Raw genomic sequence first — 25,398 nt, 5'->3', positions numbered from 1 at the left:
TGTAATTAATTTTTAATTAAATAGTGTTTTCTTCATAAGCTGAAACAGCTGCCTGGAAAGAGAGCCATTTTGGCTTTAACATAAAATCCAGTGCCCGGATAACTTCACGCGATTGCAGCTGGACTGATCATAGCAGGCAGTTGAACAGTATTGTTTGTAAACACGATATTGGCAGACGGATTCGGCGATCAATCCTGCTGGACGAGGAGCGTTGCAACTTGCGCAGAGCGTACACCCATTGCAGTTCTGCGGCAATTTCAAAATACCAAGAAAGTTTAACAGGATTTAAATGTTTTCGACTGCGTATATGGGTGTGAGTTTGAATGAAGAATGAGTTTTTCAGCGGAGCGTGTATTGTTATGATTATCATTTTATGTTTATCAAGTACGGGTCGAGCCCTTTGTATATTCTTATTTCATTTTAAAATGTCAATTTGGCAAGTATTTTGGGGTTTGTAACCTTAAATCACTTATTGATAGCTCAATAAGCTTTTCAATCTCATTGTTTTTTTTAATGCATTTGATTAAATTTAGAAGAGAGGTCAGGTTTCAGCCTTCTTAACATGATTCGATTTTCCTGATATCACTGTGTAGTGATAGTTGTACGAGAAGCGCTCCTGCGGGTGGTTCAGCAGTGGAATCCTGTAAATGGGACTATAATAGGGAAGCTGGATTTGTTTATAAATTGTTAATAAATACTTAACACGGATAATCAGAATAAGCAGGATTTTTGCGCTTTGAACAATTCAGTTATCCGACGGATTTCTTTTTCAATTATAACTCAAACAATTCCCGCTCATGATGAGAACGCTTTACGCAACTTTTCGGCTGAAAATGCTCCGGCGAAGTTCCCGGGCCTGCATGCTGCTGTCATGCATTCTATTGTCTCAATTCTCATTTGCACAGACCCTGATCACCGGTCAAGTCATTGCAAAAGAGGATAATGCGCCTATTCCAGGTGTAAGTATTGTCGTGAAAGGTTCCACCAATGGAACGATCACGGATTCGGAAGGAAAATACAAGCTTGACGTTAATGAAAAAGCTACTGATCTCACTTTTTCGTTCCTGGGTTTCAGCTCTCAGGAAGTGAAAATCGCGGGCAGAAGCGTGATCGACATTTCCCTCTCAGCAGATCTTCGCCAGCTCAATGAAGTGGTTGTGACTGCCTTGGGTATCAAAAAAGACATCCGCAGGATCGGTGTCGCCATCCAAACGGTGGATGGTAACGCAACCGTAAAAGCCCGTGAACCCAATGCCATCAACGCATTGGCCGGTAAAGTTGCCGGTTTGACCGTGGGTGTGCAGCAGGAAATGCTTCGCAAGCCTAACATTCAGCTTAGAGGTAACTCGGACGTGCTTTTTGTTGTAGACGGTGTGCCCGTAAACTCAGACACATGGAACGTGAGCCCAGACGACATTGACACATATTCCGTGTTAAAAGGTGCTTCTGCATCAGCGCTTTATGGTTTCCGCGGAAAGAATGGAGCGATCCTGATCACTACCAAAAGAGGCTCAAAAGACAAGCGCGGATTCTCTGTTGACTTCAACTCATCAACAATGGTTGACAACGGTTTTTATGCAATCCCAAAAGTGCAGGATCTTTACGGCCCGGGCGACCACGGTCGTTATGCATTCGGTGACGGGAAAGGCGGTGGTTTGAATGATGGAGATTACGATGGTGGCTGGGGGCCAAAATTTGAAGGCCAGCTGATCCCGCAATATGACAGCCCGGTTGATCCGATAACGGGTAAGAGAGCCGGAACGCCCTGGGTTGCACGTGGGAAAGACAATTTGAACCGTTTCTTGCAGCCGGGGATTTTGTCTACGAACAACATTTCGGTTTCAGCTTCAGGTGAGAAATACAATGTGCGTTTCTCAACATCGCATATGCACCAAAAAGGAATTGTCCCAAACACAAAGTTGAACATTACCAACTTCAACATTGTCGCAGATTACAATTTCTCTAAAAAGCTGACATTCAATTCATCTTTACAATACAACCGCCAGTATACGCCGAACATTCCGGATGTGAATTATGGTCCTAACTCCATCATTTACAACATCGTTCTTTGGGCTGGGGCGGATTGGAATGTGGATGATATGCGCAATTACTGGCAGCCTGGAAAAGAGGGCATTCAGCAGATTTATGCGGAATATCAGCGTTATAACAACCCTTATTTCATGAGTTATGAGTGGTTGAGAGGTCATCAGAAGTCGGATATTATTGGCCAGGCTGCGATGACATACAAATTCACCGATTTCCTGGAAGCAACTTTCCGTTCGCAGGTGAACACTTGGAGCATGTTCCGCAATGAGAAAATGCCTTATTCAGCAGGTGCTTATGGCCGTGATGAGCGTCGTGGCGATTACCGCGAAGACCGTCGTAACCTTTTTGAAAACAACACGGACCTGCTGGTTAAGTTTGACAAGGACATAGTTCCGGGCTTCAATGCAAAGATCTGGGCTGGTGGTAACATCCGCAGCTTTGAATACAACTCGCAATATACGACTACGGATTACCTGAACGTGCCTGGTTTGTATAACTTCGGAAACTCCGCTTTGCCGGTGAAATCGGCCAACTTTATCTCCGATATGCGCGTGGCTTCTGCTTATTATTCGGCGGATTTTACTTTTAAAGATTTCCTGACTGTCTCAACGACCGGCCGTATGGATAAGCTTTCTACGCTTCCGAAGGGGAACAATACATTCTTCTATCCGTCGGTTGCTTTGTCTACGGTGATCTCGGACTACACACAGTTACCGGAAGTGATTTCATTTTTGAAATTGCGCGGATCTTATGCTAATGTAAAGGACGGTTTGACAAAAACGGAAATTGGGGGAACGCCTGGAACAACCTATTTTCTTGGATATGGGGAGGAATACAAGTCGTCTTACGGCGGCCCTACTTATGAGAATTCTGCGGTTTATGCTACTCCGTTTACCTATAACAACAATCCTGCCGCTTATTTTACCAACACATTGAACAATCCGGAAATCGTACCAAGCACCACTTCGCAGACTGAGGTCGGGCTGGATGTACGGGTTATGCAAAACCGTCTGGGACTGGATGTTACGTATTATGTATCCAATGATGGTCCAAGTATTTTTGCTTTGCCAATTTCATCCACAACGGGTTATACGGCAGCATTGGTAAATGGTATCAAAACGCGCAAAAACGGTCTTGAAATTTCCTTGACAGGTTCTCCGATCCGTTCTGAGAAAGGACTGAACTGGGATATTGTGGCCAACTATTCGACCTACAAAAAAGTGCTGACGGAGATCTATCCGGGTCAGGACCAGTTCAATACATTCTTTAAAGTAGGTGACAGAATGGATAAATTCTATGGTCGTGCATTTGCTAAAACGGCTGATGGACAGATCATTAACGACGATTCTGGCCGTCCGATCTATTCTTCGCAAAGCAGATATTTGGGAAATTCTTATTCCAAATTTGTTTTCGGGATCAACAACAAATTGTCTTACGGCAATTTCAGCCTGGGCTTCCAGTTTGACGGACGCATCGGTGGTGTGATCTCCAACTACATTCAGAAGCAAACTTTCCGCGGAGGGCGCCATATCGAGCTGATCCAAGGTCAATTGGGTGCTTCCCGGGAAACGGATTATGAAGCTTTTAAAAACAACACCGAAAACAAAACATACGTAGGACCAGGTGTGCAGGTGGTGGACGGAACCGCGCTTAACTTCGATGCAGACGGCAACATTACCAACCTTGCCGAGCTGAAATTCAAGCCGAACGCAACGGCGCAGAACGTTCAGGACTGGGTAAGCCGCTATTACAACTCCGATGAAGGAAACCTCATGAGCCGCTCTTTTGGTATGCTTCGTGAAGTCGTGATCGGATATCGTTTGCCAGCTGCATTGCTTGAAAAAACTTTCATCCGCAATGCATCTGTCTCACTGGTAGGACGTAACCTGCTCTATTTTGCTGAGAAAAAAGACGTGGATCTTAACCAGTACATTGATGACGGCGGTTCCAGCTTGCAAACTCCTTCGGTGCGCCGTTATGGGGTTAACGTGAGTTTGACATTCTAAATCAGAGTCCAGGACAGATTATTTCAACAATACAATTTTGAAACAATGAAATTCAATCATAAACTTATCGCGGTATGCACGGCTTTTGGCCTGATGTTATCGGGATGTGAAAGGAGCTTTGAAGAGCTCGAAAAAGATCCAAACCGTGCCGTAACCGCACCCGCTTCCCTGGTGTTGCAAGGCATTGAATTTGATATGTATGACAACATCGGCCGGCCGTTCAGTAGTGAGATGCGCTGGAACCAGTTTTATGCGATCAATTACAACTATTACGGAAACAATGAGTACACGTGGTCCACTTTCACCGATCATTACACGACATTGAAAAATGTTGTGAAAATGGAGGAGGAGGCAAAACGCGCAGGCTTGGCTGATGTGAACGTTTATTCTGCTCTCGGAAAGTTTTTCCGCGCGTTTTTTATCGATCAGATGTCTGTAAGAGGAGGCGACCTGCCTGCATCGGAAGCATTGAAGGGGCTGGAAGTCCTGACGCCGAAATATGATTCGCAAAAAGAGGTATATATGCAGATCCTTACGTGGCTGGATCAGTCGAATGCGGAAATGTCCTCCCTGATCGCGGCTGGAAACACGAAAGTGACCGGCGACTTTTACCTGGGAGAAGATCTGGTTAAATGGCAAAAAGTGGTTAACAGCTTCCGTTTGCGCATTTTACTCCGTCTGAGCAAAAAGGAAAATGAAGCGGGCATGAATGTGAAAAGCCAGTTTGCAGAGATTATCGCGAACCCGACGAAATATCCTTTGCTGAGCGGCATGGCCGATAATCTTGAATTCAAATCCAACGTTTATAACAAATATCCTTCAAACCCGGACAACTTCGGTTTTGATGCCACCCGTCAGAACATGGCGCAGACTTACGTTGGCCTGCTGACAGCCCGCAAAGATCCGCGCGTGATGGTAACAACCGAACCTGCTGGCGCACAGTTGAAAGCCGGCAAAAAACCATCTGACTTTACTGCATTTATCGCAGCCAGCTCGGGTGAAGATTTGTCGGACATGTCCAACAAGGCTGGTAAGAACAATGGTGCAGGTTTTGCGCCGGGAGAATATTCTTTCCAGAGCAGATCGCGCTATTATTCCAACTACGTCGGCGAGAGTACTTTTCTTGTTGGTTATCCAGAAATGTGCTTCAATATTGCCGAAGGAATCGCACGCGGATGGGCAACGGGTAGTGCTGAAAGCTGGTACAAAAAGGGAATCCAGGCTTCTCAGGAGTTTTATGGCGTAAAAACCGGTACGCTGACGATGACATACTCTAAAACCGGCGGCCGGGCTTCAACAGATTTTGCAAACTATACGGTTGATTTCAATTTCGATCAATATTATGCCCAGCCGCTTGTAAAATATGCTGGAAATAACATCGGCGGCATTGAGCAGATCGTAACGCAAAAATACCTGGCGTTCTTTATGAACTCGGGTATGGAAGCTTATTTCAACTATATCCGGACGGGTTTCCCCAAATTTATGACCGGCGTTGGAACAGGCAATTCGGGCAGGATCGCCGTGCGTTGGCAGTATCCGCTTTCGGAGCGCACAACCAATGCAGCGAATTACAATGCGGCCATTCAAAGCCAGTTTGCGGGTAAGGATGATATCAATCAACCGCTTTGGTTGGCAAAGTAACATTCAGGAATAGCGTACAGAACGAAAAAAGAGCGATGGTAGGTCGCTCTTTTTTCGTTTTTGTTGATAGGAAAATCATCAATGTGCTTCAAGCCAATTGGCACCGATCCCGATGCCCGTTTCCATTTTTACCGGCAGCGGAATCGCGACCCGCATTAGTTCGTCTACTTTTTCTTTTAGTAAATCAATTTCGTCGCGGTGGGCGTCGAACACGAGTTCATCATGCACTTGCAGGATCATGCGTGATTTCAATTTCTCAGTGGCTATAAAATCATGAATGTTGATCATCGCAACTTTGATCATATCCGCCGCTGAGCCCTGTATCGGCGCGTTAATGGCATTTCGTTCGGCATAGCCACGATTGGTCTGGTTCCGTGAATTAATGTCGGGCACGTAGCGTCTTCTGCCCAGGATCGTCTCTACAAATTCTTTCTCCCTCGCATCATTCACCACTTTATCCATATAACCCTTAACGGCAGGGAACTCCTCAAAATAAGCACGAATAATTTCGCCGGCTTCCGATCTTGGAATGGCCAGGCGTTGCGCAAGGCCAAATGCTGAAATGCCATAAATGATTCCGAAATTGACCATTTTTGACTTTCTGCGCATATCCGAAGTTACTTCTTCCAAAGGCACTTTGAACACTTTGCTTGCCGTTGTGGCATGAATGTCCCGTCCCTGATTGAATGCTTCAATCATACTTTCATCCCCGCTGAAAGCCGCCATAATGCGCAACTCGATCTGTGAATAATCGGCGGAAAGGATCTGAAAATCTTCGTTATCCGGCACAAATGCTTTCCTGATCTCTCGCCCGCGAGGTGTCCTGATGGGAATGTTTTGCAGGTTTGGATTGGTAGAACTTAAACGCCCTGTTGCTGCAACAGCCTGGTTGTAAGATGTGTGAATGCGTCCCGTGCGGCTGCTTACCAGCAGCGGCAATGCGTCCACATAAGTTGATTTCAGTTTCTGCAATTCCCTGTAATCGAGTATTTTACGTGCAATTTCATGGCTGTTTTCCAGCTCGGAAAGAATGTCTTCACCCGTTGCATATTGGCCTGTTTTAGTCTTTTTCGGCTTTTCGATCAATTTCATTTTATCAAAAAGCACTTCACCCAGTTGCTTTGGCGAGCTGATATTGAATGACTGGCCTGCGGAGGCGTAAATTTCACTCTCTGTTTGCCTCAAATCCAGTTCCAGCACGTTAGACATCTCTTTCAATGCGTTGATGTCCAGCCGCACGCCTTTGCTTTCCATGGAAGCAAGCACCTTTAACAGCGGCATTTCCACTTTTTCAAAGAGTTTGTAAGCATTCACCTTAGGCAGTTCGCGCGAGAAGATCGTGTTCAGCTGCAGTGTAATGTCGGCGTCTTCACCGGCATACTGCGTGATTTCAGGAATAGAAACATCCCGCATGGTGCCTTGTTTAACCCCTTTTTTGCCAATAAGCGAAGTAATGGAAACTGGCTCGTAATTGAGATAGGAAGCAGCCAGAATGTCCATCCCATGGCGTTTATCGGGTTCCAGCAGATAATGTGCAAGCATGGTGTCGCTCAGCTTGCCATGGATTTCAATCCCGTAGCTTCGCAACACAAGCAGGTCGTATTTTATATTCTGACCAATTTTTTCAATGGATTCATTTTCAAATACTTCCCTGAAATTCTCTAAAATTTCAATGGCTTTTTCACGTTCGGCGGGAACAGGGATATAGAATGCCTCTCCCGGCAGATAGGCGAAGGAAAGTCCCACCAGTTCCGCATCAATCGTATCCAGCGACGTCGTTTCCGTATCAAAACAAAACGATTCCTGCAACGACAGATAATAGGCCAGACTTTTCATCAATTCCGGCGTGTCCACGGTGTGATAGCGGTGAAAAGTATTGTCAATGGTCTGCTTGGTGGTTGGGATGTGCAGGTCCTCGTAGGCTTGCTCCGGCGCATCATCATCGGCAATGCCCTCGCTGATGATCGCGGGTTGTTTGCCCAGTTCCTCGGTCGGATTGCCGAAAAGATCCAACTGACCAGCCTTATTTTTCAGCACCGGCTTTGAAGCCGGGGTAATGTTGGAAGTGCCTGGGCCTAAGATCCGTGTTTTTAATGTTTTAAATTCCAGCTCATCGAACAGCTCAATGATTTTATCCGCATTGGCCGCGCAAACGGTGAGATCTTCCGGATCAAACGGAACCGGCACCTTAATGTCGATAGTGGCCAGTTGCTTGCTCAGCACTGCCTTATCAATGTTTTCGCGGAGTTTTTCGCCCAGCTTGCCTTTTACTTCGTCGGCATGCGTGATCAGGTTTTCGATGGTGTCGTATTCTGCGATGAGTTTTTGTGCCGTTTTTTCACCCACGCCAGGGACACCTGGAATGTTATCCACCGCGTCGCCCATCAGTCCCAGAATGTCAATCACCTGGTCGATGCGCTGGATCTGCCAGCGGTCCAGAATCTGCGGAACGCCCAGGATCTCGGCGCCTTTGCCCAGGAACGCGGGCTTATATATGTACACGTGCTCTTCCACGAGCTGTCCGTAATCCTTATCCGGCGTCATCATAAAAACCTCAAAACCCGCAGCAGAAGCTTCCTTGGCAATGGTGCCGATAATGTCGTCCGCCTCATAGCCGTCCAAAACGAGAACGGGGATACACATGGCTTCCAGGAGACGCTTCACCAGCGGGATCGCAACCGTAATATCCTCTGGCTGGGCTTCGCGCTGCGCCTTGTACGCCTCATACTGCACATGCCGGAATGTGGGAGCAGAAGTGTCAAAAGCGACGCCGATGTGGGTGGGCTTTTCCTTCTGCAAAACTTCAAGCAATGTATTTGTAAAGCCAAAAACAGCACTTGTATTCAATCCCTTTGACGTGATTCTCGGCGCTTTTATGAAAGCAAAATGCGCGCGATAGATCAGTGCCATTGCGTCCAGCAGGAAAAGTTTATGAACGGGTTTATCCATGAGGTCTTTTATTTATAAAACTCAAATATAATGTATGCGGGCAGATGAAAAGGATTACTGCGGCTTTTTTGTAGATTTAAGGCACGTGAAGTTAATCTTACCAGATAGAAAGTGATAAACTTTATTTACATTAATTTAAGATTTTACATACTATACATTTAATATATTTTAAAAGTACTATTAACTTTATACTTTTAAAACTTTTTATACTTTTAAAATGCCAAGTATATATAGAATTTATTCCAAAACCGACGTCCCATGCGAATCATTTTACCTTTTTTAGCTGTTATCATTTTTTCCTGTAATCAAAATAAAGACGTGAACGAAGCATATCAATGGCCGGGAGCGACGCCTCCCGTAGCAGAAATGAAAGACCATGAAACCGGCATGCATGGCGACAAGCGTAATGATGAGTACTATTGGATGGCTGATTTTTTCAGCAAAGGACCCGACAGCAATAAAGTGGTAGACTATCTGAAAGCAGAGAATGCTTACACCGATACCATGATGGCTGACACGAAGAAATTCGAGGAGGATCTTTTCGCAGAAATGAAAGGCCGGATTAAGGAGAAAGATGAGTCGGTGCCGGTGTTCAGCAATGGATACTGGTATTATACAAGAAGCGAAGAGGGGCAGCAGTATTTCAAATACTGCCGCAAGAAAGGCTCGCTGGATGCGAAGGAGGAAATGCTTTTGGATGTGGACAAAATGGCCGAGGGCCACCCTTACTATTCTGCGGTTGGTTTCAATGTAAGTCCGGATAACAAACTGCTCGCGTATGGCGTCGACACTGTGTCGAGGCGGCAGTATACGATTTATGTGAAAAACCTGGAAACCGGTGAACTGATCAAGGACGCGATCTTCCCGGCGAGCGGGGGATCTGAATGGGGAAATGATAACAAGACATTGTTCTACACAGCAACGAACCCGAAAACCCTTTTAAGCGAAAAGATCAAGCGCCATACATTAGGGACCGATCCTAAGAAAGATGTGGTCGTTTACGCCGAAAAGGATAAGAGTAATTACATTGGCGTGGGCAAAACGAAGTCTGAAAAATACATCATTATCGCTTCCTCTGCGACCATGTCATCGGAATACAGGATTCTGGATGCGGATAAGCCGGAGGGGGATTTTGAGGTTTTCCAGCCGCGAATGAAGAATGTGCTGTATGACATTGACCATCAGAACGACAAATTCCTGGTTGTTACCAATAAGGATGCGCTCAATTTTAAACTCATGGAAACACCGCTCAATAACACAGGTGTCGAGCATTGGAAAGAGGTTATCCCAACCAGAAAAGACGTCCTACTCGAAGGAATTGACGTTTTCAAAGACTTTTTGGTGATTACGGAACGGAAGAATGGTCTTCTGCAACTGCGCATCAGGAATGTGAATAACAATGCAGAACATTATGTGGATTTTGGAGAGCCTGCTTACACAGCTTATGCAAGCTCAAATCCGGAGTATGACAGCAAAAACCTGCGGTATGTTTACACTTCTTTGACCACGCCGAATTCTGTGTATGACTACAACATGGAAACCAAAGGTAAGGAGCTCAAAAAGCGGCAGGAAGTGATTGGTGGCTATAACCCTGAGGAGTATGTTACCGAACGCTTGTACGCCGAGGCGCGCGACGGTGTGAAGATCCCGATTTCATTGGTTTATAAAAAAGGCACGGAAAAGAACGAGAAGACGCCGTTGTTATTATACGCATATGGCTCCTACGGAAACAGCATGGACGCCGCATTCAGCAGCACAAGGCTAAGCTTGCTCGACAGAGGCTTCATCTACGCAATCGCGCACGTTCGTGGCGGACAGGAAATGGGTCGTCAATGGTATGAAGACGGCAAATTGTTCAAAAAGAAAAACACATTCTTTGATTTCATCGATTGCGCCGAATATCTCATCAAAGGCAAGTTCACCTCGCCCGCACACTTGTATGCGGAAGGCGGAAGCGCGGGAGGCTTGCTAATGGGTGCCATCTCCAATCTCCGGCCAGATCTTTGGCGCGGCATTATCGCCGACGTTCCGTTTGTGGACGTGGTGACAACCATGCTTGACGAAAGCATACCATTGACAACCAATGAGTTTGATGAATGGGGGAACCCAAAAAACAAGGAGTTTTACACATTCATGAAATCATATTCCCCTTACGATAATGTTGAAAAAAAGGCTTACCCTAATATGCTCGTAACCACAGGCCTGCACGATAGCCAGGTGCAATATTTCGAACCCGCCAAGTGGGTTGCCAGGTTAAGAACGCACAAAACGGATAAGAACGTCCTGCTCTTGAAAACGAACATGGAAGCCGGCCACGGCGGCGCGTCAGGAAGGTTTGAGTATTTGAAAGAAGTGGCGTTGCAGTTCGCGTTTATGTTCGCGTTGGAGGGGATTCGGGAGTAGCCAGCTTGTCAGCCTGAGCGGAGCTAACCAGCATATTGGCCTAAGCTCTTGTAGCTTGTCAGCCTGAGCGGAGTCGAAGGCGCGCTACTCCTGGGTAACGCGCCTTCGACTCCGCTCAGGCTGACAAGCTAAGAAAGCTCAGGCTGACAAGCTACTCAAAGAGCCCCGAAAGCCCCTTCGATATCGGCGATAATATCATCTATATGCTCGATTCCTACTGAAATCCTTAACTGCGTTGGGTGTACACCGGCAGAGATTTGCTCGGTTTCGTTCAGCTGTGAGTGCGTGGTGGATGCCGGGTGGATGATTAAAGTTTTTGCGTCGCCTACGTTGGCCAGGTTGCTGATTAATTTTAGGTTGTCGACAAACTTTTCGGCCTGGGACTTGTCACCTTTGATCGAGAACGAAAGCACTCCGCCGAAACCGCGTGTCAGATACTTTTTCGCGAGTGCGTGATATTTGCTGCTTTCGAGGCCAATGTAGTTGACACTTTCCACCTGGGGCTGACTTTCAAGCCATTGTGCCAGTTTCAGCGCGTTTTCACCTATTCTTTCTACGCGTAATGAAAGCGTTTCCAGTCCCTGGAGGAATAAAAAGCCATTGAAAGGCGATAGGGCGGGGCCCCAATCCCGTAATCCTTCCACACGGGCGCGAATGATAAACTGAATGTTGCCGAACGGACCGCCGATGCCGAATACATCGTTCAAAACCAATCCGTGATAACTAGGCGAAGGTTCGGTAAACTGCTTGAATTTACCATTGCCCCAATTGTAAGTTCCGGCGTCTACAATGACGCCGCCGATAGATGTCCCATGTCCGCCGATCCATTTTGTAGCCGACTGCACCACAACATGCGCGCCATGTTTTATAGGCTGAAATATGGCCCCGGCTGCTCCAAATGTATTATCGACGATCAATGGCAAGTCGTATTTGCTGGCCAGGGCCGCAAACGCTTCGAAATCAGGAACGCTGTAACTTGGGTTTCCGATCGTTTCAAGATAAATGAACTTGGTGTTGTCGTCGATCAGTTTTTCGAAACTGCTCACATCGTCTCCATCAGCGAAACGCGCTTCAACACCGATGTTTTTGAAAGAATTTTTAAACTGGTTGTACGAACCGCCATATAAAAAGGAAGTTGTTACAAAGTTGTCGCCAACCGTCGTAATGTTATTAATTGCAATGAATTGCGCCGAGTGGCCGGATGCAGTTGCCAAAGCAGCCACACCGCCTTCCAATGCTGCAACTCTTTTTTCAAAAACATCATTGGTAGGATTCATGATCCTCGAATAGATGTTCCCAAACTCTTTTAAAGCGAACAAGTTAGCAGCGTGTTCTGCATTGTTGAATACATAAGAAGTAGTCTGATAGATAGGAACAGCGCGGGAGTTGGTTACTGGGTCTGGCTGTTGTCCGGCGTGCAGTTGCAGGGTTTCAAATTTCATTTTTTGAACGTTTTTTAAGGTGGATAGATGCTAAATGTATTAATTAAATATTAAGTATATAGAAATTATAGTCTTTTATTTGACACATAATTTCTATCATTTTCCCAATATACTACTTGATTTTGTTATCCGTCGTACTCAGCCGATAATTTTCAAAAGGTTGTCACATTGGGCTTTCAACGCATGAAGGGTAGGCTCGTCGGTGATTTGCTGCAGGTCGTTGATTTTTAGCTTAATGTTTGGGATAGACAAGGAACTCTCTTCGGTATGGAGCGTTCCCAGGGCCGTAAGTGTCAAAAGGAGGGAAGCCAGGGCCTTGTCGCCACCTGTGTTTAGCGGGGAAGCGCTGATGGCTGAGACGGGCTTATCGTTCAGGTCACCCGTTGAAACTGTCCAGTCTAACGCATTCTTCAATGTTCCAGGCACGCCAAATGCATATTCAGGCGTGCAGATGATGACGCCGTCGGCTTGCCGAATGGCCTTTCTGAATTTGATGACTCCTTCATTTTCGGAAAGGCCGGGGCTGAAATGCGGGATTTGATCGAGGCCTTCAAACATTTGAAAGTTTATGTTTTCTGGCAGGAAAGCTGCGAGGGTTTTCAGGATGAGTGTATTTGTGGAATCGGCCCGCAAACTGCCGGAGATGCCCAGTATGTTGATGTTTTTCATGCGGCTATTTAAACTGCTCTTCCAATTCTAAATTTTCTGAGATCTGGACCAGCAATTTCCTGACCTTATCTTTCAAAATCTCCGGTTCCAAAATGCAGGCGCTCGTGGCGAGCATAAGATACCAATGCGCAAACCCGTCGAGCGTGGCTGACAGAAAGCTCATTTCAATGGCGTCGTCTGTGACGATTTCAGAAACAAAACCATAATAATATTTTTGATTCCGGATATGCTGAGCCTGCTTTTTACCAACTCTGATACGCACGAGCCGCAAATTCTGTGAGTCCCACGTTTGTGCCAGGAAGTCTTTCAATGGTGCGTGCTTATGCTGGAAATCCTGGTCGGTCAGCTCGATTTTCAGGATTCGGTCGGAGCGGAAATTGCGGTAATTGCTGCGCAAATGGCAATAAGCAATGGTATACCAGTAATTATTTTCGTGATAAATGCCAACCGGCTCGATGACGCGTTCTGTAAGATCTTCAAAACCGAGTGAATTGTACTTGATTTTTGAAATCTTCCTTTCTGTAATGCTTTTGAGCAAAATGTCCAGCGTATTGCTGTTTTCTGCATAAAACGGTTTAGAGCTTTGTCTTACTTCAATGTGGTTTTCAAGCGTTTCCACCATTGATTTCTCACTGCTCCGCAAAACCGATTTGATTTTGAACATTGCAGACTGATATTGTGATTGTGTGGAGAGGTCAGTGAATTTTTCCATCAGCTTTTCGGCCGTGATGAAAGTACGTGCCTCTTCTTTTGTAAACATAACTGGAGGCAGGCGATAGCCATCCATGATCGAATAGCCCACACCAGCCTCCCCGATAATGGGCACGCCAGCCTCCGCCAACGAGCTGATATCTCTGTATACGGTCCGCAAACTTATGTCAAATCGCTCTGCGAGATCCTGAGCCTTTACAATCTTGCGCGATTGCAGCTGAATTAATATGGCAGTGATGCGGTCAAAGCGGTTCATTTGTGGCTGGCTAATGGATTTGCCACAAAAATAAACTTATTGAACCGGTTCTCTCAAATTAAATGCCTCAGAAATTAATTCAAAAGATCTTACTCTGCTCTCATTGCTGTCGGCCATGGTGGAAATAATAATTTCGTCAACATCGAAGTCGTCCGCGAGCCTGGTCAGCTGCTCCTTCACATCTTCTTTGGTGCCCGAGACAATCCTGCCGCTGTTATAACGTATGCGTTCCAGCTCTCCTTCGGTAAAGCGGTATTTTCTTACAGTGTCGGCGTCCGGGAACGGGCCGAATTTACCTTTTTCAAATTCTACCAGAATGTAGTCCATCATTTTACGCATTTCCAATGCTTTTTCCTCTGTCTCGCCGCACAGGACAAAAACGGAAAGCAAAGCGTGTGGCTGGGCGTACTGATCGGATGGCCGGAAATTTTTGCGGTAGGTTTCGATCACATCCGGTTTCACAAATCCATTGATAAACTTCGCAACAGCCAGTCCCATTCCAAATCTCGCCGCAATGTTGCTGCTGCCGCCGCTGGAACTCAGGATCCATTGCATGGGGATCGTGGTCGACTGCGGTGCAGCGTAAATAAAACCACGCTCTGTTCCTGCTGTATCTCTGAAAAAATGCTGTAAATGCTCTAACTGACGAAGATAGCTGCTTTCACTGAAATCGTTGGAAGGATTTAGCAGAGAAGAAGTAATGCGGTCTGTGCCCGGCGCGCGGCCCATTCCCAGATCTATACGGCCCGGAAAAAGTGTTTCCAGCATTCTGAAATTCTCGGCCACTTTTAATGCGCTATGGTTGGGCAGCATGATCCCTCCTGATCCGATGCGGATATGGTTCGTGGCGTCAGCCAGTTTCACCATCAGCACTTCTGGCGTGGATCCTGCAATAAATGTTGAATTATGATGTTCAGAAATCCAGAAACGGCTATATCCCAGATCTTCGGCAAGCTTTGCTGTGGAAATAGTCTCCTGAATGGCTTCCTGAACCGTAGCGCCCTGTCTTACAACAGACTGGTCCAGTATGCCTAATTTTATATGTTTCATATGCGTGTTCCTATTTACAAGAGAACACCAGCTTTGCCTTTTGTATTCCCTTAGAAGGGATAAAATATGCTTTCCTTACGTATAGTTAGGCGCAAAAAAGGGCTTTAAATAGCTTATAAGACACGTTCCCAGTAGGTCGTTCTGCCAAGCAGCGGAATGCCGACATAGCCACGGATTTCAAGCTTGTCATTTCTTAATTTTAACAAACAGTTGTAAGTTTTTCCGCTTTTGGGATCATACATTTTCCCATCGTCCCAAATTCCCTCACTGAATATGAAACCATGTAAGAGATCAATATTGGCAACGCTTCTGTTTCGGAGTTTTTCCTCGGTATTGTTAACGTCTTTGCGCAGGGTCTGGCCATCGGCTTCCATAAGATTTAGAGCCCAGATCAGCCTTCCGGCATACTGTGTGCCGTTCTTATAAACCTCGATCCGCGTATCTTTTTCTTCATTCACCCATTCTCCCAATATCTGATCACCAGGGCTGGATTGGCCAATAACGTTACAAAAAATAAATGCCAAAAATATGGTAAAAGCAATTTTATACATCTGATTTAAATATGGCTCAGCTTAATTTCTTACAAATGATGTCTTTAAAATGTACTACTGCTAAAATGCTGGGATTTTTGTCACCGAAAGAGCCAATACAGTTAAAATGCATATACGACACTTAAAAAGCTTATTTTTAATGATGATTATTAATCTATCAATGTTAGATTGCACTTCTAACACCGTTAGATTCATTCGCGAAATTTTCTGGCTGTTTTTTGTCACATTAGCGGAGGCGCAAACCCGGCACAATATACAACACTTGTGTGATATTTGAACTGAATTATTCCAAGACTGATAACGCTTGAATCTGCTCCATGCCCTGCTCTTTTTTACAGACTGGCTTCGTCGGCATTATGTATTTCAACAGTTTGCATACAAAAGTCATGCTCAGATAAAGCGTATGATTTTGCTTAGAATTGATTTGATACATTTTACTTTTTGTAAGTATATTCGAAGCAATAAACCAGCATCCTATTTTTATAAATTGAAAAATTTGCCTCCGATCCCTGAAAACGAAATGGAAAGGTTACTGAGCCTCGCCGATTTCGATCTTGATTACGCTGACCTCCACGAAACATTCAAAGATTTAGCAAAACTGGCCGCCAAGGTCACCGGCACATCAATATCTTTGGTTAATCTCATCGATTCGCTGACGCAATGGACCATTTCCAACTACGGACTTGACTTAGATCAGATGCTGCGGGAGGACTCGGTTTGCCAGTATACCATCATGGAAGCAGAGCATTTTGAGGTGTTGGACCTGTCTGCTGATAACCGCTTCAAGGATAAGGATTACGTGACTGGTAATCCCAATGTGCGTTATTATTATGGCGTCCCGTTGAAAACAAGCAATGGGCTCCAAATTGGTGCATTGTGCGTGCTGGACAAGGAACAAAAAACGCTGGACCCGGAAAAAATCGAGCTGATCAAGATCATCGCGGATGAGATCGTCGGCCGCTTAAAAACCCATAAAGTCCTTGAAAACCTTCGTTCCAAGTTGAATGAGGCCAAGCAAACGCAAAAGAAAGTGGCACATGATATTCGCGGGCCATTGGGAGGGATTGTAGGATTAGCTCAGATTATCAAGGATCAGGGAGATGATAATCAAATGGACGAAGTCCTGGAATTTATCAACCTGATCCATAAAAGCGGGAATTCGATACTGGATCTCGCAGAGGAAATCCTGGAATCGCACAAAGAAAAGAAGTCGCTGAATGCAGCAAACGTTGTAACGGACAACAGCCGCTTTAATCTGACCATGTTTAAGGATAAGTTGCTTAGACTGTACGAACCCCAAGCCAAGCATAAGCACGTCAATTTCATAGTCAACACGAGTGCTTTGACAGAAAATGTTGCTTTCTCAAAAAACAAACTGCTTCAGATAACCGGAAACCTGATTTCAAACGCAATCAAGTTCACACCCGCGGGCGGCACGGTGACCGTTGATTTAAAACTGGCCATTACATTGGAAGTGCCCACGCTTCAAATCGCCGTTTCCGACACCGGTGTAGGTTTGAATGCGGAAAGTATTGAAGCGGTTATGTCCGGCAATGCGTCATCCACTGGTGGAACTGGCGGCGAACAGGGTTTTGGTTTCGGTTTAGCGCTCGTTCGGCATCTGGTTGAAAGCCTGGGAGGCGAAATGTCCATTTCCTCCGATGTTGGAAAGGGAACGACATTCGAGGTTAACCTTCCTCAAAATATTTATTAGTCAGCGGGTCTGGACATACGTTCTTCAAGCTGGGCAAGGACAACCGGCCAGGCTTCCTGATGATTGTTCCTGGAAGATTCACTGGCAAATCCGGCATGGGTAAGGCTTAAAAATGTGCCATTGTCGACTCCGGACAAGTTTACTGTCAAAACAGTTTCTGCGCCCTCCGTTCCACCTTCACCTGTAACCCAGGTAAGCTCGATCTTTTCATTCTCCCGAACCGTCAAGAAACGGCCGTAATGCGGGTGTCTGACACCTTGGTAAGAAGTTTCAAAATAGAACGGCGTATTGTTTTCGGCCTTACCCAAAAAGGAACCGGGAGAAGCAAACCAGAGATCGATCTGACTGGTCCAGGCTTTAAAAACCTTTGAAACGGGTAATGCAATCAGTTTTTCCACTTTAAGGCCAAGTGGACGGGATGTAAGTTCCGGCGGGCAGATGATGGTGCTTTGGGTTTCCATATTTGTTTTATTTAAGATAGTATGAATGGACGTCAAACCGATCTGGAAAACTTCTTTTCAAGGCTTGTCATGACGTGTGTTGCCGTGAGCCCGTGTATAGCGACGGATAATAATACAATGAATGAAACGGTGGACCAGAGTTCTTTACCCATCAGAAAAGTTTCTTTATTCAATGCAAAAGCCAGATAATAGAAGGAACCCACACCGCGGATCCCGTAAAAACCTATGCCCATTCTTTCCTTAAAATGCAGTTTCGTGCCAATCAATGCTATCAAAGACGAAACAGGCCGGATTATCAGCAGAAAAAACAAGGATAGCAGCGCATATGGCCAGGTCAAATGATCCAAAATACCATGCACAAGACTGCCACCGAAAATAAGCAGCACAATGGCGACGAGAATACGCTCTGTCTGGTCAGAAAAGCTATGCAGATCCTTATGAAACTGATGGTTGAACTCGTAATTGCGCATGGTGACGGCTGCCACGAAGACAGCCACAAATCCATATCCGCCAATCAATTCCACAAGACCAAATATCGCCAGTGCCGCTGCCACGGCAATGAAGCCATCATTCAGACTGATTGATTTTCGCTTTTCAGAAAAGTTGAAAATAACATATGCCAGAACCCGGCCTAAGAGAATGCCTAATGCTATTCCCACGACGATTTTATAAGCCAGATCAATCTGAAACCAGTCTCCCAAAATCTCACCAAATTCGCCTGTTGCGGAGCCTGCCAGCAAAATGGCCAGCCAGGTGAAGGGGAACGCCATACCGTCGTTCATGCCGGCCTCTGCGGTGAGCGAGAAGCGCACTTCGTCTTTGACCTGTTCCATTGGAGGCCCCACCTGCACATCAGCGGCTAAAACCGGGTCCGTTGGCGCCAGCACAGCACCCAGCAAAAGGGCGGAAGCCAGGTCAAAATGCAGGAAGTAATATGCAATCATGCTCACTGCCGCAATGCATAGCACCATTGTGATCGTAAGCATGCGAAATGGGACTGACCAGGCTTTGAAGGAAAATGGTTTATCAATTTTCAGACCCGTCCCCATCAGGGAAACGACGACGACCAATTCCGTTAAATGAATGGTCTGAACATTGAATGTAAGCGGATTAGGATTCGGGAGAATGTCCAGAAGCCCATAGACGATTACACCAAGGACAACATAAACGACCGAGTCAGAAATGCCTGTCGTCTTCGTGAACGAAGGCATCCAGGCCATCCCGAGCGTCGCTATTCCGATAATGGTGAGGGTAATCATGTAGCTGTCCATATATTACCCGGCTTAAAAACCATGCCTTCGTTTTGGAAATATTGTTTTGTACGTCAGACATCGCCATTTTTACTGCATCATTTGTTTAAATAAGATATTTTGAAACTTTATAAAGGACTTGTTGCGGCAACGGTTGAAGCATTGCAGCATATTTTCGTAAAGAACCGTCAAGCCGACAGGGTTGTTGAACAACTTTTGAAAACCAATAAAAAGTGGGGTGCACGTGATCGCGCATTTATTGCGGGCAACACGTATGAGATCGTGCGCTGGTGGCGCCTGATCAAATTTTCGGCAGACATTGAAAGAGTATCTGAGCCGGAAGAATTTTGGAAAATTGTGGGCACATGGCAGATCATCAAACCGGTTCAATTGAAAACAGAGGATGACGGAAATTTACCAGAATGGCCCGAGTTTGAGGACATGGATGCAGTAAATATCTTATCCAGATATCAGGAAGGCCTTAGCGTTCGCAAAGTTGCCCAGTCTATCCCGGATTGGATTGACTCAATCGGAGCAGAGGAACTGGGTGAAGCCTGGGATGCAGAAATTGCTGCATTAAATCAGCAGGCTCCCGTTGTTATTCGCGTAAATACATTAAAAAGTGATGTTCAAACGGTTAAGGAAGGGTTTGGGGAAGACGGCGCTGCGGAAATCGCTAACATTCCCAATGCGCTGGTTTTAAAAAAACGCCAGAATGTGCTGAACCAGGAAGCATTCAAACAAGGATTTTTCGAAGTTCAGGATGCTGGTTCCCAGCTGATTGCACCATATCTGGACATTCAACCCGGACATAGTGTAATTGACGCCTGTGCTGGTGCTGGCGGAAAAACATTGCACATCGCGGCGCTGCTCAATAATGAGGGTTCAATCCTGGCTATGGACATTGAGCACCACAAATTGCTTGAACTGGAAAAGCGCGCTGCCCGCAACGGCGTGAAAAACCTGGAAACCATGCTCATTTCGTCTGAAAAGCTCATTGAAACACTCGCAGGAACAGCAGATCGTTTGCTACTTGATGTGCCGTGCTCAGGTTTGGGTGTGTTAAGAAGAAATCCCGACTCAAAATGGAAGCTGAAACCGCAATTCCTGGATGAAATCAAAAAAGTGCAATGGCAGATTTTGAATAATTATAGCCAAATGGTCAAACCAGGCGGTAAAATGGTTTATGCTACATGCAGCGTGCTTCCGTCTGAGTCTGAGGATCAGGTCAAGCGGTTCATGAAAGCCAATAAAAAGGATTGGAAATTTATTTCCGCACATCGCACCTCCGCTGCAAAGGATGGCACCGACGGGTTTTACATGGCCCTGATGCAGCGGAAATAAGCCTAAGGTCCTGAGGCACGGTTTTTTGCAATTCCGGCAAAAATTAAACTGGACAATATGAAATCTCAGACAGAAAAGCGCGAAGAAACGCTCGACGACGAAACCCGCGATAGACAGCCAAGGCAGCAACCGGTGCCGAGTTATGGGGAACCGGGTCAAATGGGCCCCATGAATACAACTCCGGAAGTGCCAGGCGCCGATGCTCCCGATGTGAGTACAGGTAACAGATTTACTTCGGACGAGCCAGATGAGGAAACAGACGAGCCCGCCGAAGAAACTGACGAACAGGAAGTAGGGGAAATTGAGTCGGAAAATCCCTGATATCAGCTGTTTTCGACCAGTTTTTTAATTTCTACAAGGATGGGGTTCCAGCCATCCCCATTGTTGTAGGAATCCTGGTAACGGCTTTCTCCATTTGCAACCGTGCTGAAATCGCCTTGCGAAACATTTAGAACCGTCTTACCTTGCTGAGATACGAGTTCATATGTCACATCGACATAATTTTCGGGCACATCCTCAATGCTGGAATTGGGATCAATGGTTGTGTAAATCAGTAATTTTTCCGGCTGGATTTCGACAATTTTGCCCTTTACATACACGATCTCGTTTCCTTCATATTGACCTCGCCACAACAATTCGCTACCCACTTTCCAGTCGGAAACTGTTTCGCAACCAAACATGTATTTTTTTGTTTTTTCAGGATTGATTAATGCGTCCCATACTGCGGAAGCAGGAGCATTGATTGTAATGCTATTTTTGACAATGAGTTGTTCAGCCATTTGTGATTTTCTGTTAATGTTGGTGGTTAGCAAAAAGCATTAAGTTTCTGCAATTTTAGCGGCTTTTGACCTCATCACTATTGCGCTTCACGGATTATTTCTAACCAAATAAGGTGTGATCCCAAATTTCTTCTTGAATGCATTATTAAAATGTTGCGGCGTCGCATATCCCAGCTGAGAAGCAATTTCAGCGGCGGTTTTCTGCGTGTCCAGTAAATATTGTCGCGCCAGGTTCAAGCGCTGGTCGGTGAGGTAGCCAAAGACGGTGTTATTAAATGTCTCTTTGAAGCCACGTTTGAGCTTGTATTCATTCAATCCCACATATTGGGCGATTTCGGACAAGTTTGGCGGACAATGTACGCGATCGTTAATCAGGTCCCTTACGGCGATGATTTTTTCCTTATCTGTGGAATTTTTTATAAAAATCTCTTTTTTGGTTTTAGAAGCACTCACCGCATCCGCGCAAAGGACAAGCAACTCAATGCTTTTGGATAATAAAAACAGCTTTTTGAGATCATCGGCATATTTGCAATGAATGATCTGCTGGATGACCTGTTGGATCGGGGAATCAATGGTGCCCCATTTATCAGAAAGAATAGCGCTTCTCCCTTCCCCGATGTTTTCACAAAATCTGCTGAGAGATTCGCTCGAATGCGCTGTGAAGCGGATGAAGAGGTCTTTGGGGAACTGAATGCCAAATGTTTCCAATTCCAGCGTTTTGTTGTTGACCACCATATCAAAATCATGGGAATACATCATATTATGATGTCCGCCAATGAGGTCAAAAGTTTTATTAAGCTGCTTATAATCAAAGCTGTAATTGCCCCGCATTCCGAAATGCATGCGAACAACATCCGTTTTACTACTGGATGAGAAGCTGCTAAGTTCGGTAAATTTGGAAACGGCGTGGCCAATCCGGATGCCATCACATTGCCAGACGACACCAGTCATGCTGCCTTTTTCAAATTCTCTGGTTTGTATTTCTTCCATTTGATGAAGTTTTGGACGCTTATTATTATTTTTTTGCTTTGCCCAGCCAGAGCATTGTGTTCAAAATCAACTCATTCTGCGTGGGATTGTCGAATGTGAAGGAAAGTTCCTTGTTTGTTTTGTTCTCATAATCAATGTCGTTGTGACCCATATTCATATACACCATTTTGTATTTTTTATTGGTCCAAACGACAGGATAATAACCACTGTGCCAGATTTCGTGCTGTTTCGGGCCCGTTCCCAGCGGAAAGCTTGCCTGATCGATGGATAACAGGACTCGAATGTCAGGATTCGCTTTAAGGTCCTTTTCCCAGCGATACCATTCATTAGGCGATGCTTTGAATGTTTTTGATAATCCTCTGGTTACAGGACTTTTAGAATCTTCAACCTTCAGAATAGCCGATGTTGGACGCCAGGTATTGCTTTTATACTGGCCCGAGCCCAGAAATGCATTGTGATACCAATCCCAATTTTGCGGATAAGCCGATGGCGTCAGTGCAAATGCTGCGAAGTGGAAACCCAGCCAGCCACCGCCGTTCTCCATGTATTTTTGAAATGCCTCACGCTGCTCTGGTGTTTCGGGTCTGGTGTCCAGAAACAGAACAACTTGATAATCAGCTAGAAAATTTGCGTTCAGATTGTTCCAGTTACTGGTGGTGTCGTAAGTGAAGTTGTTATTTTTAGCCATTTCGGGAAAGCGCTTATTGGCTTCTCCAACAAAACTGATATGCGCCAAATCGTTTTTCCCGGTGAAGAATGCGATGACTTTGAACTGAGATTGGGCGTGCCCGGCAAGAGGCAATAATGTTGTGATCAGCAGGAGCAAGCCAATTGTCTTTTGGCTCAGGATTTTCATGAAAACGGGCATAGGGTAGGAAAGTTAACGGCATTAAATCTACGAATATCTGCTTTATTTGCGGAATGAATTTTAGTCAGTTCATCTAATGATTACCCAATTTTATACAAATGAATTTCCCTTACATTGCCCATCAGACGTCGATTTCTGAAAAACAGGTTAGAAGTACGATCCAACTTTTTGAAGAAGGGGCCACGCTGCCGTTTATATCGCGTTACCGGAAGGAAGCCACAGGCGGATTGGATGAAGTGCAGATCGGGGCGATAAAAGATGCCTGGCAGAAGCAACTGGAAGTTGAAAAACGCCGGGAAGCCATTTTGAAAAACATTGAAGAGCAGGGTAAACTTACGCCTGAGCTGCGTAAACAGCTGGAAAATGCATTTACGACAGTTGAACTGGAAGACATTTACCTGCCATACAAACAAAAGCGAAAAACCCGTGCAGGCATCGCCATAGAGCGCGGACTGGAACCGCTTGCTCAGCTGATTTTTACAGGCAAGGAATCGGATCCTGAAAAAAAGGCTGCCTCGTTTTTGAATGATCAGGTTGCATCAGTGGAAGACGCATTGCAGGGGGCCAGGGACATTATAGCGGAATGGATCAACGAAAATCAGGATTCACGGACGCGCATTCGCAATCTTTTCCAGCGCAGCGCAGTCATTAGTTCAAAGGTCAAGAAGAAAAAAGAGGAGGAGGGCGTTAAATACCGCGACTATTTTGAATTTTCAGAACCATTGTCGCGCATTCCTTCACACAGGCTGCTGGCAATCCGGCGCGGGGAAGAGGAAGGGATTTTGAATGTAACGATTTCACCGGATGAGGATCAGGCCATTGAGGCGCTGGACAGGCTTTTTCGCAAAGGGCCGCCTGCTGTGTTACAGCAAATGGAGCTCGCCATTTCAGACAGTTACAAGCGGCTCTTGAAACCTTCCATCGAAACAGAATTTGCTAACCTTTCGAAAGAAAAGGCAGATATTGCTGCTATTCAGGTGTTTACTGAAAACTTGCGGCAGTTGTTACTGGCGTCGCCGCTGGGACAAAAAAGCGTGCTGGCGATCGATCCTGGTTACCGGACTGGCTGCAAGGTGGTTGTATTGGATAGTCAGGGTAACCTGGTTGCGGATCAGGTGATCTATCCTTTTGATAAACCTGCCGAGGCAAATGCCAAACTTTCCGATCTGATCCAAAAATGGAAGATAGAAGCGATTGCGGTTGGTAACGGCACGGCGGGAAGGGAAACGGAGGATTTCGTGCGGAAGCTTCTGACTAACGCCGGCAAGTCAGAAGAGGTCGGTTTGTTCATGGTCAGCGAGCAGGGTGCTTCGATTTATTCCGCTTCGGATGTGGCCCGCGAAGAATTTCCTGAGAAGGATGTAACTGTTCGTGGCTCTGTTTCAATCGGACGCCGGTTAATGGATCCATTGGCAGAGTTAGTAAAAATTGATCCGAAATCCATTGGGGTAGGTCAGTATCAGCACGATGTGGACCAGAATTCATTGCGAAATGCTTTGGATACAGTCGTGGAAAGCTGCGTAAATTCCGTAGGCGTAAATCTCAACACGGCTAGCAAGCATCTTTTGCGCTATGTATCGGGCCTGGGAACGGCTCTGGCGCAGAATATCGTGGATTTTCGGGCCAAAAACGGCGACTTTAAATCGCGACAGCAATTATTGAAAGTGCCTCGGCTCGGATCGAAGGCATTTGAGCAGGCAGCAGGATTTTTAAGGATTGAAAATGGAGTCAATCCACTGGATAATAGCGCTGTACATCCTGAACGTTACGATGTTGTCGGACAAATGGCGAAGGATGTGGGTGCAGACATCAAGGATCTGATGCAGAAACCCGAGCTGCGGAAACAGATCAAGCCGGAAAAGTACGTTTCGGAATCAGTGGGACTTCCAACATTGAAAGACATCCTCCTTGAACTTGAAAAGCCGTCGCGCGATCCGCGCGAGGGAATGAAGAAATTTGAGTTTGACAGCTCGGTCAGAAAGCCGGAAGACTTGAAGGTCGGAATGGTGTTACCGGGAATTGTAACCAACATTACCGCATTCGGTGCATTTGTGGACGTCGGCGTGAAGCAGGATGGTTTGGTGCACGTCTCGCAGATGGCCGATAAGTTTATCAAAGATCCTAACGAAGTCGTGAAGCTTCAACAGATCGTAAGTGTAAAAGTCACTGAGGTCGATTTAGCAAGAAAGCGCATCGCACTGAGCATGAAGTTATAGAAATGCTAAGCCAATCCGGCGTATCCCAAGACCGGATTGGCTTTTTGCTAAC

General features: G+C 45.8%; 18 protein-coding genes. 7 read left to right on the top strand and 11 right to left on the bottom strand.

The window, feature by feature from the left end:
• Window positions 1-797 precede the first annotated feature (797 nt).
• Both MUK70_RS07475 and MUK70_RS07470 read left to right on the top strand, forming a co-directional pair.
• Window positions 798-4,052 carry a SusC/RagA family TonB-linked outer membrane protein gene (locus MUK70_RS07475; protein ID WP_310590039.1) on the top strand — a complete coding sequence of 1,085 codons (3,255 nt, stop codon included), beginning with the start codon at window positions 798-800 and terminating at the stop codon, window positions 4,050-4,052.
• 45 nt (window positions 4,053-4,097) lie between these two features.
• Entirely contained in the window at window positions 4,098-5,693 is a 1,596-nt protein-coding gene (locus MUK70_RS07470) for a SusD/RagB family nutrient-binding outer membrane lipoprotein (protein ID WP_234656055.1), read from the top strand.
• 78 nt (window positions 5,694-5,771) lie between these two features.
• Here the strand turns inward: MUK70_RS07470 and polA are convergent, their stop codons facing one another.
• Window positions 5,772-8,642: a DNA polymerase I gene (gene polA / locus MUK70_RS07465; protein WP_234656056.1), complete on the bottom strand. Its 2,871-nt coding sequence runs from the start codon at window positions 8,640-8,642 to the stop codon at window positions 5,772-5,774.
• Window positions 8,643-8,900: 258 nt separating this feature from the next.
• Between polA and MUK70_RS07460 the strand changes: the two genes are divergently transcribed.
• Window positions 8,901-11,045 carry a S9 family peptidase gene (locus MUK70_RS07460; RefSeq protein ID WP_234656057.1) on the top strand — a complete coding sequence of 715 codons (2,145 nt, stop codon included), beginning with the start codon at window positions 8,901-8,903 and terminating at the stop codon, window positions 11,043-11,045.
• A gap of 155 nt (window positions 11,046-11,200) precedes the next feature.
• On the opposite strand, the gene MUK70_RS07455 is transcribed toward MUK70_RS07460, so the two are convergent.
• The 5 genes from MUK70_RS07455 to MUK70_RS07435 form a co-directional block, all read right to left on the bottom strand.
• Entirely contained in the window at window positions 11,201-12,487 is a 1,287-nt protein-coding gene (locus MUK70_RS07455) for an O-acetylhomoserine aminocarboxypropyltransferase/cysteine synthase family protein (protein WP_234656058.1), read from the bottom strand.
• Between the two features lie 138 nt (window positions 12,488-12,625).
• Window positions 12,626-13,156, bottom strand: a complete 531-nt coding sequence (locus MUK70_RS07450) for an NADPH-dependent FMN reductase (RefSeq protein WP_234656059.1) — start codon at window positions 13,154-13,156, stop codon at window positions 12,626-12,628.
• 4 nt (window positions 13,157-13,160) lie between these two features.
• Window positions 13,161-14,123: a helix-turn-helix transcriptional regulator gene (locus MUK70_RS07445; protein ID WP_234656060.1), complete on the bottom strand. Its 963-nt coding sequence runs from the start codon at window positions 14,121-14,123 to the stop codon at window positions 13,161-13,163.
• Window positions 14,124-14,159: 36 nt separating this feature from the next.
• Complete coding sequence (locus MUK70_RS07440) at window positions 14,160-15,173, bottom strand: LLM class flavin-dependent oxidoreductase (RefSeq protein WP_234604988.1); 1,014 nt, start codon at window positions 15,171-15,173, stop codon at window positions 14,160-14,162.
• Window positions 15,174-15,286: 113 nt separating this feature from the next.
• On the bottom strand, window positions 15,287-15,724 hold the full coding sequence (locus MUK70_RS07435) for a DUF2147 domain-containing protein (protein WP_234604986.1): 438 nt from the start codon (window positions 15,722-15,724) through the stop codon (window positions 15,287-15,289).
• A gap of 487 nt (window positions 15,725-16,211) precedes the next feature.
• Between MUK70_RS07435 and MUK70_RS07430 the strand changes: the two genes are divergently transcribed.
• Complete coding sequence (locus MUK70_RS07430) at window positions 16,212-17,438, top strand: GAF domain-containing sensor histidine kinase (RefSeq protein WP_234656061.1); 1,227 nt, start codon at window positions 16,212-16,214, stop codon at window positions 17,436-17,438.
• On the opposite strand, the gene MUK70_RS07425 is transcribed toward MUK70_RS07430, so the two are convergent.
• A complete protein-coding gene (locus tag MUK70_RS07425; protein ID WP_234656062.1) occupies window positions 17,435-17,899 on the bottom strand; it encodes an SRPBCC family protein in 465 nt (154 codons plus the stop codon). The two genes, MUK70_RS07430 and MUK70_RS07425, sit on opposite strands and share 4 nt — an antisense overlap.
• A 32-nt stretch (window positions 17,900-17,931) precedes the next feature.
• A complete protein-coding gene (locus MUK70_RS07420) occupies window positions 17,932-19,170 on the bottom strand; it encodes a cation:proton antiporter (RefSeq protein ID WP_234656063.1) in 1,239 nt (412 codons plus the stop codon).
• Between the two features lie 99 nt (window positions 19,171-19,269).
• Between MUK70_RS07420 and MUK70_RS07415 the strand changes: the two genes are divergently transcribed.
• Together MUK70_RS07415 and MUK70_RS07410 are read left to right on the top strand one after the other, a co-directional pair.
• Window positions 19,270-20,493, top strand: coding sequence for an RsmB/NOP family class I SAM-dependent RNA methyltransferase (locus tag MUK70_RS07415; RefSeq protein ID WP_234656064.1), 1,224 nt, complete (start codon window positions 19,270-19,272; stop codon window positions 20,491-20,493).
• Window positions 20,494-20,550: 57 nt separating this feature from the next.
• Window positions 20,551-20,814 carry a hypothetical protein gene (locus MUK70_RS07410; protein ID WP_234604976.1) on the top strand — a complete coding sequence of 88 codons (264 nt, stop codon included), beginning with the start codon at window positions 20,551-20,553 and terminating at the stop codon, window positions 20,812-20,814.
• A gap of 2 nt (window positions 20,815-20,816) precedes the next feature.
• Here MUK70_RS07410 and MUK70_RS07405 read toward each other — a convergent pair whose 3' ends face one another.
• The 3 genes from MUK70_RS07405 to MUK70_RS07395 form a co-directional block, all read right to left on the bottom strand.
• Window positions 20,817-21,272 carry an SRPBCC domain-containing protein gene (locus MUK70_RS07405; protein WP_234656065.1) on the bottom strand — a complete coding sequence of 152 codons (456 nt, stop codon included), beginning with the start codon at window positions 21,270-21,272 and terminating at the stop codon, window positions 20,817-20,819.
• 87 nt (window positions 21,273-21,359) lie between these two features.
• On the bottom strand, window positions 21,360-22,262 hold the full coding sequence (locus MUK70_RS07400) for a helix-turn-helix transcriptional regulator (protein ID WP_234656066.1): 903 nt from the start codon (window positions 22,260-22,262) through the stop codon (window positions 21,360-21,362).
• Between the two features lie 25 nt (window positions 22,263-22,287).
• Complete coding sequence (locus MUK70_RS07395; protein ID WP_234656067.1) at window positions 22,288-23,118, bottom strand: ThuA domain-containing protein; 831 nt, start codon at window positions 23,116-23,118, stop codon at window positions 22,288-22,290.
• Window positions 23,119-23,228: 110 nt separating this feature from the next.
• On the opposite strand from MUK70_RS07395, the gene MUK70_RS07390 reads away from it, so the two are divergent.
• Window positions 23,229-25,346: a Tex family protein gene (locus MUK70_RS07390; RefSeq protein WP_234656068.1), complete on the top strand. Its 2,118-nt coding sequence runs from the start codon at window positions 23,229-23,231 to the stop codon at window positions 25,344-25,346.
• The last annotated feature ends 52 nt before the right edge of the window (window positions 25,347-25,398 follow it).

The sequence above is a fragment of the Dyadobacter chenwenxiniae genome (assembly GCF_022869785.1).
In the GTDB taxonomy this organism is placed as follows: domain Bacteria; phylum Bacteroidota; class Bacteroidia; order Cytophagales; family Spirosomataceae; genus Dyadobacter; species Dyadobacter chenwenxiniae.
The sequence above is the reverse complement of the archived record's forward strand: the minus strand, read 5'-3'. Positions and strand labels throughout refer to the sequence as shown.

What these genes read in the sequence shown, in the direction of transcription:
- MUK70_RS07395 (WP_234656067.1), bottom strand. Translation starts at nt 23,118, where the DNA reads ATGAAAATCCTGAGCCAAAAGACAATTGGCTTGCTCCTGCTGATCACA.
- MUK70_RS07410 (WP_234604976.1), top strand. Translation starts at nt 20,551, where the DNA reads ATGAAATCTCAGACAGAAAAGCGCGAAGAAACGCTCGACGACGAAACC.
- MUK70_RS07470 (WP_234656055.1), top strand. Translation starts at nt 4,098, where the DNA reads ATGAAATTCAATCATAAACTTATCGCGGTATGCACGGCTTTTGGCCTG.
- MUK70_RS07425 (WP_234656062.1), bottom strand. Translation starts at nt 17,899, where the DNA reads ATGGAAACCCAAAGCACCATCATCTGCCCGCCGGAACTTACATCCCGT.
- MUK70_RS07435 (WP_234604986.1), bottom strand. Translation starts at nt 15,724, where the DNA reads ATGTATAAAATTGCTTTTACCATATTTTTGGCATTTATTTTTTGTAAC.
- MUK70_RS07405 (WP_234656065.1), bottom strand. Translation starts at nt 21,272, where the DNA reads ATGGCTGAACAACTCATTGTCAAAAATAGCATTACAATCAATGCTCCT.
- MUK70_RS07475 (WP_310590039.1), top strand. Translation starts at nt 798, where the DNA reads ATGATGAGAACGCTTTACGCAACTTTTCGGCTGAAAATGCTCCGGCGA.
- MUK70_RS07420 (WP_234656063.1), bottom strand. Translation starts at nt 19,170, where the DNA reads ATGGACAGCTACATGATTACCCTCACCATTATCGGAATAGCGACGCTC.
- polA (WP_234656056.1), bottom strand. Translation starts at nt 8,642, where the DNA reads ATGGATAAACCCGTTCATAAACTTTTCCTGCTGGACGCAATGGCACTG.
- MUK70_RS07390 (WP_234656068.1), top strand. Translation starts at nt 23,229, where the DNA reads ATGAATTTCCCTTACATTGCCCATCAGACGTCGATTTCTGAAAAACAG.
- MUK70_RS07440 (WP_234604988.1), bottom strand. Translation starts at nt 15,173, where the DNA reads ATGAAACATATAAAATTAGGCATACTGGACCAGTCTGTTGTAAGACAG.
- MUK70_RS07445 (WP_234656060.1), bottom strand. Translation starts at nt 14,123, where the DNA reads ATGAACCGCTTTGACCGCATCACTGCCATATTAATTCAGCTGCAATCG.
- MUK70_RS07455 (WP_234656058.1), bottom strand. Translation starts at nt 12,487, where the DNA reads ATGAAATTTGAAACCCTGCAACTGCACGCCGGACAACAGCCAGACCCA.
- MUK70_RS07460 (WP_234656057.1), top strand. Translation starts at nt 8,901, where the DNA reads ATGCGAATCATTTTACCTTTTTTAGCTGTTATCATTTTTTCCTGTAAT.
- MUK70_RS07400 (WP_234656066.1), bottom strand. Translation starts at nt 22,262, where the DNA reads ATGGAAGAAATACAAACCAGAGAATTTGAAAAAGGCAGCATGACTGGT.
- MUK70_RS07450 (WP_234656059.1), bottom strand. Translation starts at nt 13,156, where the DNA reads ATGAAAAACATCAACATACTGGGCATCTCCGGCAGTTTGCGGGCCGAT.